Annotated in this window: 11 protein-coding genes; 4 read left to right on the forward strand and 7 right to left on the reverse strand. The window is 38.8% G+C overall.

Annotated elements, in window-relative coordinates; all coding sequences use genetic code 11:
• Positions 1-164: 164 nt before the first annotated feature.
• The 5 genes from astA to ASU03_RS02125 form a co-directional block, all read right to left on the reverse strand.
• On the reverse strand, positions 165-1,181 hold the full coding sequence (gene astA / locus ASU03_RS02105) for an arginine N-succinyltransferase (protein ID WP_057830251.1): 1,017 nt from the start codon (positions 1,179-1,181) through the stop codon (positions 165-167).
• Positions 1,182-1,279: 98 nt separating this feature from the next.
• On the reverse strand, positions 1,280-2,491 hold the full coding sequence (locus tag ASU03_RS02110; RefSeq protein ID WP_057830252.1) for an aspartate aminotransferase family protein: 1,212 nt from the start codon (positions 2,489-2,491) through the stop codon (positions 1,280-1,282).
• Positions 2,492-3,114: 623 nt separating this feature from the next.
• Positions 3,115-4,260, reverse strand: coding sequence for an HDOD domain-containing protein (locus ASU03_RS02115; RefSeq protein ID WP_082627103.1), 1,146 nt, complete (start codon positions 4,258-4,260; stop codon positions 3,115-3,117).
• A gap of 127 nt (positions 4,261-4,387) precedes the next feature.
• A complete protein-coding gene (locus ASU03_RS02120; protein ID WP_057830253.1) occupies positions 4,388-4,987 on the reverse strand; it encodes an anthranilate synthase component II in 600 nt (199 codons plus the stop codon).
• Between the two features lie 191 nt (positions 4,988-5,178).
• Positions 5,179-6,378: an alginate export family protein gene (locus ASU03_RS02125; protein ID WP_057830254.1), complete on the reverse strand. Its 1,200-nt coding sequence runs from the start codon at positions 6,376-6,378 to the stop codon at positions 5,179-5,181.
• 291 nt (positions 6,379-6,669) lie between these two features.
• Between ASU03_RS02125 and ASU03_RS21350 the strand changes: the two genes are divergently transcribed.
• The 3 genes from ASU03_RS21350 to ASU03_RS02135 all read left to right on the forward strand — a co-directional run bounded on the left by ASU03_RS21350 (position 6,670) and on the right by ASU03_RS02135 (position 8,816).
• Entirely contained in the window at positions 6,670-6,795 is a 126-nt protein-coding gene (locus ASU03_RS21350; protein ID WP_231731467.1) for a glutaredoxin family protein, read from the forward strand.
• A 389-nt stretch (positions 6,796-7,184) separates the two neighbouring features.
• Positions 7,185-7,523, forward strand: coding sequence for a P-II family nitrogen regulator (gene glnK / locus ASU03_RS02130; protein ID WP_057830255.1), 339 nt, complete (start codon positions 7,185-7,187; stop codon positions 7,521-7,523).
• Between the two features lie 12 nt (positions 7,524-7,535).
• On the forward strand, positions 7,536-8,816 hold the full coding sequence (locus ASU03_RS02135) for an ammonium transporter (protein WP_057830256.1): 1,281 nt from the start codon (positions 7,536-7,538) through the stop codon (positions 8,814-8,816).
• 246 nt (positions 8,817-9,062) lie between these two features.
• Here ASU03_RS02135 and ASU03_RS02140 read toward each other — a convergent pair whose 3' ends face one another.
• Entirely contained in the window at positions 9,063-9,926 is an 864-nt protein-coding gene (locus ASU03_RS02140; RefSeq protein WP_057830257.1) for a peptidylprolyl isomerase, read from the reverse strand.
• Positions 9,927-10,310: 384 nt separating this feature from the next.
• Here ASU03_RS02140 and ASU03_RS02145 point away from each other — a divergent pair, with 384 nt between their 5' ends.
• Positions 10,311-10,706 carry a hypothetical protein gene (locus ASU03_RS02145; RefSeq protein ID WP_057830258.1) on the forward strand — a complete coding sequence of 132 codons (396 nt, stop codon included), beginning with the start codon at positions 10,311-10,313 and terminating at the stop codon, positions 10,704-10,706.
• 545 nt (positions 10,707-11,251) lie between these two features.
• On the opposite strand, the gene ASU03_RS02150 is transcribed toward ASU03_RS02145, so the two are convergent.
• A complete protein-coding gene (locus ASU03_RS02150; protein WP_197411172.1) occupies positions 11,252-13,108 on the reverse strand; it encodes a tetratricopeptide repeat-containing diguanylate cyclase in 1,857 nt (618 codons plus the stop codon).
• Positions 13,109-13,269 lie beyond the last annotated feature (161 nt).

The following is a 13,269-nucleotide window of genomic DNA, read 5'->3' on the forward strand; positions in this document are numbered from 1 at the left end:
AGGATAATTGCTCCTGTATTCTCTAATAACACCATCCATGTAGCGTCATTATAATTCAAAACAACGATGAAGTGCTGTTGCTCAAACGCTTCTTTGGTTGGTCACGGGTATATATATCAGTATGTTATTTGCTCAGCTAATTTACCGTGCTTAATTTGCGGTAATTAATTAGTGACTAAACGAACCCAATCGCCTTCACTTACCATTAACGCATCGGCAACCGCTTGACTAATGACTACTTGGTTAGCGGTTTCACGTAATGACAGTTGCGCTTGCGTGGCTCTAAAGTCTGCAACTTTGCTATTACAGATAATATAATTATCCGTAGAGTGCACTTCGTCTATGATGACTTGGCAACGCTTACTATGGTTTACGGTTCTGATATTGTTGACATGTGACTCAACCGTTGGACCACCATCAAAAATATCAACATAGCCACGTCGGGCAAAACCTTCCGCTTCTAATAAACGCAGTGCGGGCACAGTTTTTGGATGTACTTTGTCGATGACTGCTTGTGCTTCTTTACTGAGCAAACTAACGTAAATTGGGTATTTAGGCATTAATTCAGCAATAAATACTTTTTTACCTATGCCAGTTAAATAATCGGCGGTCGGAAAGTCCATCGAGAAAAAGTGCTCTTCAAGCCACTGCCAAAATGGCGAATTGCCGTTTTCATCTGAAATACCACGCATTTCTGCAATAATGGTGTCAGAAAAACGCTCTTTGTGTTCGGCGATAAAAAGAAAACGGAAACGCGATAAAAAGCGGCCATTATTATTTTTTCGGTGGCTGTCACTTAAAAATAATGTACAAATTTCGCTGGCGCCGGTGTAGTCATTACACAAAGACAAGATTTCTACGGTATTGTATATATTTAGCTCGCGTGAGCTATGGACAACTTTACCTAGGTGATAATGATAAAAAGCATCATCTAAACCTACCGCGGCTTCAATACCACTGGTACCAACTACTTCACCAGTTTCGGTATCTTCCATGACAAAAAGGTAGCCTTCGTTGCCCGCTTCTTTCACGTCTTTGGCAAAGGAATCTTCAGCGTGCTTGATACGCTGTTGCAGTAATTTTTCATTCACTGGCAGTGAAGTAAAACCGTGGCCAGAGTCTTCTGCAATGCGGTACAAGGCTTTCAGGTCACTTTTTTTAATAGGGCGTACAATGATCATAATTGCTCTCGATGAAAGGGGAAGGCTATCTGTTTAAAATAAGGTGACTTAAACAGATAGCTATTAGCATTGACTAGGCTAGGCCAGTCTAGGTTAAGTTAGACTAAGCTAGCGATAGCTTTTTCAAAGCGTGCTAAGCCAAGGGTAATATCTTCATCAGGAATAACAAGTGAAGGTGCAAAGCGGATAATGTTTGCGCCAGCAATTAATACCATAAGGCCTTCATCCATGGCAGCATTTAAAAATGCTTTTGCTTTACCTTGGTATTTTTCATTTAAAACGGCACCAATTAATAAGCCTTTACCACGAATTTCAGAGAAAACATCATATTTAGCATTAATGGCATTTAAGCCATCAACATAAAGTTTAGCTTTAGTTTTTATGCCCGCATAAACTTCTGCGGTATTTACTGTGTCTAGCACTGCTTCAGCAACAGCACAAGCTAATGGGTTACCGCCGTAGGTACTGCCATGAGAGCCTAATTTAAGGTGCTTAGCAATAGCTGTGGTGGTAAGCATAGCGCCGATAGGGAAGCCGCCACCTAAACCTTTAGCGGTAGTTAAAATATCAGGCGTTACCCCTAAATCCATGTAGGCGTATAACTGACCTAAACGGCCAACACCTGTTTGTACTTCATCAAAAATTAATAGCGCATTGTGTTGATCACACAAGGCACGCACACCTTTGATAAATTCATCTGTTGGTGAAATAATACCGCCTTCACCTTGTAATGGCTCAATCATTACCGCACACGTTTTATCAGAAATTAACGCTTTTAAACTTGCTAAGTCATTGTACACAGCATGATCTATATTGCCTGGTTTTGGACCAAAGCCATCCGAGTAGACCGCTTGACCACCCACAGTTACCGTAAAGAAAGTACGGCCATGGAAACCTTGTTCAAAAGCAATGATTTGTGATTTTTCTTCACCATATACTTCTAAGGCCAAACGACGGGCTAACTTAAGTGCCGCTTCATTAGCTTCGGCACCAGAGTTACAAAAGTACACTTTTTCAGCAAAGGTACTATCCACTAATTTTTTAGCTAAACGTAATGCGGGTTCATTGGTTTGTACATTAGACAAATGCCAAAGCTTCTCGCCTTGCTCTTTTAGGGCGCCAACTAAAGCGGGATGACAATGACCTAAAGAACTAACGGCAATTCCACCGGCAAAATCAATATATTCTTTGTCTTGTTGATCCCATACTCGAGAGCCTTGACCACGTACAGGAATAATCTCTGAAGGTGCATAGTTTGGTACCATTACTTCATCAAATAAGCCGCGTTTAACCGAAAAATGTTCTGACATTTCAAAAATCCTCATTTATAAGTGGGTAATGTTTTTAACCGCCAATACCAATTGGACTAATTAATTATTCAAATTAGAACTGCATCAGTGAGCTTAGAACAATCAAAATTATTTAAACATAGTTATTCTATATTTTATTAATTTTGTGATGTTATCAGTTTACTCATGAGTTCCCAAAGGGCGAGTTTAAAAGAATATATGCTTCGTTATTGATTTTGATAAGGGAATAACCATTCTCTTCAATCAATGCCTTACCTATAATCCTTTAAATTCTCGCTCATTGAGCAATTAATTAATCCACTTGCTATCACTCATGTAAATATTGCTAGATGAATATCTAAATATAGAGAAAAATAGTAACAGCGAGTTAAAAATTAGAGAGTTAGTATGACATAAATTAGTCGGCTTGTCTTGCTGAACTTGTCTGCAGCCCAGACAAAGCAAAGGCTTAGCTACCTTTATTCATAAAATATGAATATTTATAGAGCCGATTTTATTTGTAGAAATAAGGGGGGTAAGTGAGGGCTAAGCGCTGGCACGTTGAAAGGCATTAGGTGATTTTTTAATAATTAATCAGAAAAAAATATGGAAAAAGCTAAAATCAGTGGCAAATAAGCAGTAAATTAACTGAAGTTGAGCTTAATATGATCAATATCGCTCTTTTGCAATAGGGTTATTTCAGCTGGTGTTAAATTTGCCGCGTTAAGCAATGCTTGACTCTCGTCACTACTTATTAACGCTTCTTTTGCTAGGGAGCGAAAGGCGACATGGGCTTTGGCTTTGGCGACAATTTGAGCGATGGGGTGCATTTTTTCTATGTTATCGGCGTAGGCTAGATCAAATATTGGCTCGGTTATATTAAGGCGTCTAAAGCTCATTTTTTCAATTAAGTCAGCAGACAATTGTGAACTGCGCATGGTAAGTTGCTCAAGGAGTAGCTCTTCACTGGCTTTAATTTGTGATAAGACATTATGCAAGCGCTTGTCTTTACGCTCAAAGGCTTGAAGGACTTCTTTTTTATACATCTCGCTAAACGTGGTTAAATAACAACGGGTAACGGCAAGTCTACCTATATTTGACAACATCCCCGTAGTAAAGGCGGTAAATTCATCGAGACCTTGTTCTTTGGCTAACGCACGTGCGGCTAATGCTATCGATAAACTATCATTCCATAGCTTTCGTTTCATCAAGCCGTAAGGTGCGGTACTGGTAGGTAACCAATGTTTCAGGGTAAAGGTGGGCATGAGCAACTTTAAATTGTCTAAACCAATATAACTTAACGCCAGCTTAGCATCGGTAACTTGTACATCAGCACGTTTTCGGTATTGTGGTTTGTTCACTAAGCGTATTAAATCATTGCTTAACCAAGATAAAGAAGCAGCAAGACTTTTGATTTGATTAACTGAAGCGGCACGAGCAGATAAAATATCGAGAATAGCAGGGCAGGCATCTTCAATACCTAGTACGTGATGATAAAGGTGCTCTTTGTTGTCAAAATCACTATTGATTTTTGTGCGAACTCGGCTAAAGAAGGCCTGTTGGGTTTGTTTTTGAAAATACTCTTCACCGTGCTTGGCAATAATTTTTTCTTGTTGAGCTTGCACCTCCACCGATAACAGTTCTCGGCGGCGGTTTTCTTGCTCGCTACCTTGATGGTCAACCACGGATATTTTTCCACTTTGCTTTTCCGCAAATTTCTTACAGATAGTGAGGCTAGTGGCTCGCTGGTATATAGTGGCGACAGCTTGATTGTTTTCAAAAATTTGCATAGAGGTGTTATTGCTTACCTTTTTATTGCTACTCAGGTATAAAACTGAGCATTGAACGCACTAAGTCTAGTGCTTTAATCGAGTAAGGTACTACTTTATCTGCCTTCAACCTAAAAAGCTCTTGTTATTAGCTTATCGGGTGATTTTTAAATTGCTTGATGAAATTTGCTAATAAATTTTGTCCTTGCTCTGTCAGTATGGATTCTGGATGAAACTGTACGCTGCTAATGGCTAGGCTTTTATGTTCTAGCGCCATAATTTCATCAAGCTCACCTTGCTCATTTTGGCTCCACGCCGTTATCGTGAGTTCGTTTGGTAATGATTGCTTGTTAACAATTAAGGAATGATAACGAGTGACTTGTAATGGCTGATTCAAGTCGCGGAATAAACCTTGTTGATTATGGCTAATCTTCGAGGTTTTACCGTGCATCACTTTTTTTGCTTTTTCAACTTTAGCGCCAAAGTGTTGCGCAATACATTGATGCCCTAAGCAGACACCTAATAAGGGTATTTTACCGGCAAACTGTGCAATGACAGCCAGAGAAATACCGGCAGAGTCAGGATCGCAAGGACCAGGAGATATAACAATATATTGCGGCTTTAATTGCTCAATTTCTTTTAGGTTAATTTCATTATTTCTATAAACCACCACCTCTTGACCTAGCGCTTGAAAGTAATGCACTAAATTAAAAGTAAAAGAGTCGTAGTTGTCGATCATTAATAACAAAAAGTTTCGCCTAAGTGCTGGTAAATTTCGCGGCTATTCTAATGCTTTTATCGTTACGGGGCAATAAGGGCTAATGCAGTGGCGGCATAAAAAAGTAACAAGCTTGCCTATCGGCTTGCTTGGTACTTTATTGATAGACGTCTTATGCTGTTCATATTACGTCTTTAAGTGACTATGGTGGTCGTTAGTGCTTAGAACTTAGCCGTCACTTGCAGCCATAATTTATTAGTATCCGTTGGTTTTTGTTCTGCATCGCCTTCACCATAATTAGCAGCTTTAACTAAAACAGCATAGTTTTTATTGAAGTGATAAGTGGCTATTAAGTTAAGCTCACTACCAAAATCAATACTACCGACATCAGAAGTGAAATCATGGTAAGTTGCCACCCATTTAACCCTCGAAACTTTTCCCTTGGCGGTTATATAAGCATCTTGTAGACCTTCACTCGGAGTGCTTAAAAACTTATCAGCCCAACCGTTAAACTTATGCTTGGTTGCAAGTGGTGTGTTAAAACCAATACCATTATCACTACCTAATACTTCATAACCAGCCAAAACGGTAACGTCGCCAAAGTTATAACCTGCTTCGGCATTAAGATACATTGCAGAATAGCGGGTAGGGTTATCAGCATTATCGCTTTGGCTCGCTAAGCTAGCATTCACTAGGAACTTACCAAAGTTACCGTTATAGGATGCCCCTAAGGTACTGCTCGAGTTTTTATATTGCTCGACCGCATCGTAATCTAACAGATAGGCAAAAGCGGTGATTTTATGGCTGTTATTAATATTGTAATGGGCATTTACTAGATGGAAGTCACCTTTAACATTGTTGGCGGTAATGTCATTGATATTTTGAATGTAGCTATAATCTACCGATAAAACATCGGTTTTATATTGAGCACGAACGCCATCATAAGTTTGCTCATTTTGACGCCAGCCAACACCACCAACAAAACGTTGATTGTTGTGTAAAATGCGTTGGCGACCAACTACGGCGCTAAAGCCATCATTTGCATACTTGATATAGGCTTGGTTGACATCAGTACCTTGTGGATCGGCAACTACAGGGTATTGGGTATTCCCGTTAGTTTTACTATGGTAATCATCTACCAGTGCATCTACTTTATCCACTTCTATAGACATAGAGAAATTATTATAGCTGCCAGTATTGACAGTAATACGACTTTTTAACGTTAACGCGGAAGCATTTTTGTCTATGCCATCTTGATCTACGCTTTCATAGCGAGCCCTTAATTCAACTTTAATCCTGCTGTCACTCAATGCTCCAGTTAGGTTTTTTCCATGTTTAGTTTCACCGGCAAAGGCAGCAGGAGCCGCGAAAATAGCGGCGCTGATTAGCGATAAGGTAAACGTGTTTACGATTTCTTTCATAATAATATCCTAAGATCATGTTTTTTAAGTGGGTTAGTTAGCTTTGCTATTATTATTATTATGGGTATTAGTAACTGAGGGCATGATTGTTACACCACATTGCGCTAGCTAATTTGATTTGAATCAAAGTTTGTCACAACTTTTGTCTAGCTTGGCCTTATTGGTATTTTATTGGCGTTATTATTCGATAATTACAGCAAGGCACTGATAAAGAGTTACAGATTAAGCGGCCAACTAGGGTAAAATAGTGGCTAGCATTTTGTGGTACACCACTCTGAATAGGGAAAAGAAATGAAACGTATTGTCTTGTATACCACAGATAAGTGTCCGCATTGCCAAACGGCAAAACATTACCTTGAACAACAAGGTATTACTTTTAGGTTATGTAATATTAAAACTGCCAAGGGGCAAAAATAATTTGCCACTACTGGCCTGCGTGGCGTACCGGTATTGAAGGTGGGTGAGCAACTGCTCAATGGTTTTTCAGTGAAAGCCTTTAGCGCACTTTATAATAGCTAAAGTTTTATAATAGTTAAAAATTTCATCATAGTTTAAGGCTTTACCTCGTTACCCCTAGATAAAGCTCTCCGCAAGTATAGTCACTTTTCCTCAGTTTATTATTTACCCTAGCGCATTGCACCAGATGAACCCAGCGGCTTACCTTTCTGCACACTCGTGGTGCATTTTACTCGCTAAAAAAATGCCATTACATCTAAGTGTTTCATTAATAGTGTTATTTTATGTTGGCATGTGAATTGTATTATCAAGTTGTTAGTCATTAAAAAGAACAATAACTAGGGGTAAACATGAAACTAATTAGCGCAATCATTAAACCATTCAAATTAGACGATGTCAGAGAAGCCATTTCTGAAATCGGCGTTGAGGGGATCACAGTCAGTGAGGTCAAAGGCTTTGGCCGTCAAAAGGGTCATACCGAATTATATCGCGGCGCAGAATACCAGGTGGATTTCTTACCCAAGGTGAAGCTGGATATTGCTGTTAATGATGATGTGGTTGATCGCTTGGTCGAAACCATTACTAAAGCGGCTTACACCGGTAAAATTGGTGACGGTAAGATTTTTGTTTTCAACCTAGAGCAAGTCATTCGTATTCGTACGGGTGAACAAGACTCTGAAGCACTTTAAGGGCGAGTAATGATGGAACAAAATATTTTTCAATTACAATATGCATTAGATACCTTTTACTTTCTTATGTGTGGAGCCTTGGTTATGTGGATGGCTGCGGGTTTCTCTATGTTAGAGGCCGGCTTAGTACGTGCTAAAAATACCACTGAAATCCTAACCAAAAATGTCGCGCTTTATGCCATTGCTTGCATTATGTATCTTATTGTTGGCTACGATATCATGTATGGCGGCGGCGTTTTCTTAAATGGCATTGCCCTTGATGGTGCTGCAGATGCTGATGCACTGGTTACTGCAGTATTAGCCGAGTCTGCCGAAGCCGGCTTTGATGGTGGCGCTGTTTATTCTAATGCGGCTGATTTCTTCTTCCAGGTAGTGTTTGTTGCCACTGCTATGTCGATAGTGTCAGGTGCTGTTGCGGAGCGCATGAAACTGTGGGCATTTCTTGCTTTTACTGTGGTATTAACAGGCTTTATTTATCCTATGCAAGGTAGCTGGACTTGGAACGGTGAAGCCGTCTTTGGTATATATACTTTAGCTGACTTAGGCTTTTCAGATTTTGCCGGCTCAGGCATTGTCCATATGGCGGGTGCTTCTGCCGCCTTAGCAGGTGTTATATTATTAGGTGCTCGTAAAGGAAAATACGGTAAAGACGGTAAAGTGAATGCCATTCCGGGTGCTAACTTGCCGATGGCAACCTTAGGTACGTTCATTTTATGGATGGGTTGGTTTGGTTTTAATGGTGGTTCAGTATTAAAACTAGCCGATATTAATAGTGCTAACTCTGTGGCTATGGTGTTTTTAAATACCAATGCCGCAGCCGCAGCTGGCGCAATTTCAGCCTTAGTTTTTGCTAAAATATTGTTCAAAAAAGCCGATTTAACCATGACATTAAACGGCGCTTTAGCAGGACTTGTTGCCATTACGGCAGAACCCTCTACACCATCACCATTACAAGCAACGCTATTTGGCGCTATTGCTGGCGTGATTGTGGTGTTATCAATTCTTGCTTTGGACAAAATTAAGATTGATGATCCCGTCGGTGCTATTTCAGTACACGGCGTGGTTGGTTTCTTTGGTTTGTTGATTGTACCTATTACCAACTCATCAGCTAGCTTTAGTGGGCAATTGATTGGTGCTGCTACTATCTTTGTCTGGGTATTTGGTACTAGCTTTGTTGTTTGGTTTGCTCTGAAGAAAATCATGGGTATTCGTGTCAGCGCTGAAGAAGAGTATGAAGGTGTTGATATCTCTGATTGTGGTATGGAAGCTTATCCAGAGTTTACTCGAGGTTAGAGTACAAGAGGTTAATAGTCACGAGGTTGAAACACCGGAGACTAATAACGCTCTAAACTAAACAAAAAAGCAGCGATGTCGAGTACGATACGCTGCTTTTTTATTGGGTTTTTCACTAGCTGCTAGGCATTAGGCTTAATGCCTTAATCGATTGCGCGAATAAATTCACGCCTACAAAAAAATGACCACTCAAGGCGTAATACAGTGCACTTTCTTAACTGACTGACATTAGCCGTTAAGTCTTTATTAACGAATAAAACGTTTTTTTGTTGTTAGCAAGGCAAGCATGGCAAGAGCAAACCAAGTGATTGAACCGCCGCTTTCTTCTTTAACATCCGGTAAATATTTATCAGGGTCACTTGGGAAAGCATCATCGATATCTTTTACGCCATCACCATCACTATCAGGGTACTTTGTTAACAAAGGGTTTAAGTTACTGTCAGTGACTTCTGAGCTATCAATGATAATTACTTGTTCAATAACCACAAAGTTTTCCATACCTGGCACGGTTAAATCTGCACATTTTAGGCCGTCATCTAACACCATAGGAATACCACCTGTATCGGTAGTATTACATAGTTGCAGTTGAGCTATTTTATTAACGATTGTCATGCCATCACCAATGACTTGGCCAAAAACAGTAAAACCACCATTGCTACGATCTAAATGGTCACTATTATCTTTTAAATTGAAAAACCATTGGTCTGTGGCGCTATTAATACTACCGGGTAATTTTGCCATGGCAATTGTGCCATTGATGTTAGAATAAATAGCTTCATTAATTACCGGATCATTTGCCTCACGGCGTGTTAATGGCATGGTACCGCTAAATTCAAAGCCGCCACCTTGTACAACAAAATCAGGGACAACTCTGTGTATTACTGAATTACTGTAGTGTAGTGAATCGACGTAATTAAGGAAATTCTTCACCGTTGCTGGGGTCGTTGTATCAAACAAGTTAACTTGGAAAGTACCTTGTGAGGTTTGAAATTCAACAATGGTAGCATTAGCCGTATTGGCAAAGCCTAAACTTGCCGTGGCTATGCTGAGAAGGGCGAGTACTTTACGGGTGTTTCTTGTTATTGTTTTTTTAGTTATTGGTGTAAACATGGACAGCCTAATAGTGCGGTAAGTGGTTATAAATCGTATCTCATAGTAAATGCTGTGACCGATGTTAACAAGTAGCTGTTACACTTTAGTTAAGTCACGGTAACACTTTAGTAATGAATACAATTTCACTAAGTTATGGTCCACTTGTGCTGGTTAAAATGCCGAAAAGTACGTTGCTGTTAAGCCCAATAGCCTGCTATTGGTCAATCGAGTACCTTGTCCTGAAATGTTTTTCCTAAGCACAACAAGATCACAAACTTAATGAAAGTGGTATAATATGACGGTATAACTGAAAAGTGCTCGGCTTTTTCTTGTTATACACTAAAGGATGATTACAATAGCCGCTACTTTAATGACAACTTCTTCTAGAATTACGGAATCCCTATGAAAAAAATATTTTTAATAAGCCTTTTTCTGCTTTCATTATTACTGTCTAGCCTTGCTCAGGCCAGTGTTAAGTTGGGCGTGGCGGTAGATATGGACTTAAGTATTGTTGCACAAATTGATCGCTATAATATCATCTTAGGTGATAGTGGCTTTGCCGTTGATTATTTAGTTAAAACCGGTAATTTTGATAATAAAACGCCATTATCTTGGTATTTTGCGGGTGGTGGTTGGGCTGGTTGGACTCATGGTTATGGTGTACGTGCTCCGGTAGGCATTGCTTGGTACTTTGCTAAAGGATGGGATTTATATGGGCAAGTACAACCGGTAGCAAACTTTGATAGTGATTTTAAATTCAGTGTTGATGGCGCCGTAGGTGTGCGCTTTTCCTTTTAATAAACTAAAAAATGAGTTTGATGAATATAGAGAAAGGGCCTTTATGGCTCTTTTTTATGTCAAATCAATAATCATGACCTAGATGAAAATACACTAATGCTTATCAAATAGAACTGAGTACTTAGCTATGAGTTGGCGTTATTTATCTGCATCAAGATAAAGCTCCCTTAGTTAAGACTCCGCCAATAGAGCTGGCGCAAAGGTATAATACCAATCTCACTAAGTTATTGCCCACTTATGCTGGTTAAAATATCCCAAGACTACGTTGCTCTCAATCCCAATAGCCAGCTATTGGTCAATCGAACGCCTTGTCCTGAAATATTTTTCCTGAGCACAACAAGATCACAAACTTAATGAAAATGGTATAAACCTGAAAATAAGCAGTAAGTGTGCTTGCATAATCTGTTTAAACTACATCGTAAAATGCAGGCGGTTGATTTTTATGCGAAAAATTAAGATGCTGAACATTTACAGAAATGGACTGGGCAACTTAATGGTCAAACACTTTCTTTGCTGAGTGAGCTTTAGCTAGGAATATTGCTGAACTAAGTTTCGTTGGCAATAACAGTTCGGTTTCTGCCTTGATCTTTAGCTTGAAATAAAGCCATATCGGCATTATTAAATAGTTGATTAAAGCTATCTTGTTTGTCAGTTAACTGTGAAATGCCAAAGCTTGCGGTAATTTGTAGCGGCTTACTATTGATTATTATTACTTTATGCTCGATAGCATGCCTTATACGTTCAGCTATTTCATATGCTTGAGCAGAAGAAGCTTCGGGTAAAATAAGTAAAAACTCCTCTCCACCTATACGGCCTAAAATATCATGTGCTCTAACATATTCATTGGCTGTTGATGAAATTTCCTTTAAAGCGATATCACCACCGGCATGACCAAAGCTGTCATTGACCTGTTTGAAATGATCTACGTCGAATATGATCATAGCAAATTGTTGCTTGGCATTTATCGCTTGCAGTAACATTTTCTGAGCATAAATAAAGGTATATCGACGGCTTGCTAGTTCAGTTAAGGTGTCAGTGTTAGCTATTTTATGAAGAGCTTTACTATTAAGTATTTGTCGATAAATAAAATAAAACAGTACTAGCACAAATAATAAAATAATTATGATGATCATATTTTGTAATTGCTGTTGTTGTGCTGCATTATCTAGAGCCGCTTTATTTAATGCCTTATCTTGCTCTAATAATTTGTTGGTCAAAATAGCTTGGTCAGTATCAAACATGACTTTATATTTTGAACGTATTGTTTCACGTTCAGCGTTGTAATAATCTTTTAGTAGTGCCCGTGCTTCCTTTTGCTTGAAATATGCAGTTTGAAAGTCTTTTTTGAGCACAGCAACTTCTGCCTGTAAATCAAATAGCTGAACATACCAACTAAGAGCATTCTGCTTATCTAAAGGCTTAAGAGTTGCTTCAACTCTAGCTAAAGTATCAATTGCGGCTGTTATGTTGTGATCACTCAGTGCCAGTTTAGCTTCTAATATAATGGCACCAATTTTTGCTGACGGATTTTCATAGTGAGGTTGTTGCTCTTGATATTTATGCCAAAAAATACGGGCTTTATCGTGTTGTTGAGAATGATGGTAAGTATTAGCTAAACCTAAATAAGCTAAGTAAATGTACTCTTTTTTATTGGTTTTCTTGATTATTTCGATAACTCTAAGGTAGGTCACTTCTGCTTTTTGGTAATCTTTTTTTCGTAGGTAAATTTTGGCTAATAAATTTTGTACAAATAACTCATCAAAATAATATTGATGTTTGCTAAAGTAGTCACTTGCTTCTTTTGCTAGCTTAATTGCATTGATGTCGTCAAAGGTCAGTGAATAGGCGTTAGCCATTTCAGCTTTCAAATAAGCTAAGTCTAACTCATCACCTATTTGTTCAAGTTGCAAGTAAGCTTGATGATAATACTTTAGGGCTTGAGTATCTTTATGATTAATTGAATATGAGTAAGCCATGTAAGAATAACTATCTGCGAGCATTTTTGAATTTTCATTTGCTTTGGCATATTTCGCTGCGAGTGAGTACTTCACCATTGCTTGCTCGGAATTACCCAGTTCATCCATGATGCCGCCCTGAGTTAATAACAAAGAAATACCAACATCAGTGGTTAAGTCTACTTTCAATGCATAAGCTTGGTCTAGGAGCCCCTGGCTTACATTATAGTGCCCTAATATATAGTTATGTTGAGCCATCTTGCTCAATATAGAGGCTTTATCAAAATCAGTCATCTTTTGTTGATGTCTATCAAAGAGTTTTTTAGAGAAAGCTAGTGCTAATGCTGGATCTTTCTTATTCAACTCATCAATCTTATTAAGGGGGACTTGCATCCAAGTCGAGGGAGAATCAAGAGTGTAGCTATGGCTATTTAAACTAAAGCACATAAAAAAAACACTTGCGAAAATAGTAAAAAGTAGTGTAGTTTTGCCCGTTTCCTTGCTAGTTCTAACGTGTTTTTTCATATAGCTAGCTCTCGGAGTGGTTTATTTGTTAATCATCATATTACTAGAAGTTATTACATATAAGAAGCGAATCTGTACTAATT

Source organism: Colwellia sp. TT2012, from assembly GCF_001440345.1.
In the GTDB taxonomy this organism is placed as follows: domain Bacteria; phylum Pseudomonadota; class Gammaproteobacteria; order Enterobacterales; family Alteromonadaceae; genus Colwellia.

What these genes read in the sequence shown, in the direction of transcription:
- ASU03_RS21350 (WP_231731467.1), top strand. Translation starts at nt 6,670, where the DNA reads ATGAAACGTATTGTCTTGTATACCACAGATAAGTGTCCGCATTGCCAA.
- ASU03_RS02150 (WP_197411172.1), bottom strand. Translation starts at nt 13,108, where the DNA reads ATGTGCTTTAGTTTAAATAGCCATAGCTACACTCTTGATTCTCCCTCG.
- ASU03_RS02145 (WP_057830258.1), top strand. Translation starts at nt 10,311, where the DNA reads ATGAAAAAAATATTTTTAATAAGCCTTTTTCTGCTTTCATTATTACTG.
- ASU03_RS02115 (WP_082627103.1), bottom strand. Translation starts at nt 4,260, where the DNA reads ATGCAAATTTTTGAAAACAATCAAGCTGTCGCCACTATATACCAGCGA.
- ASU03_RS02110 (WP_057830252.1), bottom strand. Translation starts at nt 2,491, where the DNA reads ATGTCAGAACATTTTTCGGTTAAACGCGGCTTATTTGATGAAGTAATG.
- ASU03_RS02140 (WP_057830257.1), bottom strand. Translation starts at nt 9,926, where the DNA reads ATGTTTACACCAATAACTAAAAAAACAATAACAAGAAACACCCGTAAA.
- astA (WP_057830251.1), bottom strand. Translation starts at nt 1,181, where the DNA reads ATGATCATTGTACGCCCTATTAAAAAAAGTGACCTGAAAGCCTTGTAC.
- ASU03_RS02135 (WP_057830256.1), top strand. Translation starts at nt 7,536, where the DNA reads ATGGAACAAAATATTTTTCAATTACAATATGCATTAGATACCTTTTAC.
- ASU03_RS02125 (WP_057830254.1), bottom strand. Translation starts at nt 6,378, where the DNA reads ATGAAAGAAATCGTAAACACGTTTACCTTATCGCTAATCAGCGCCGCT.
- glnK (WP_057830255.1), top strand. Translation starts at nt 7,185, where the DNA reads ATGAAACTAATTAGCGCAATCATTAAACCATTCAAATTAGACGATGTC.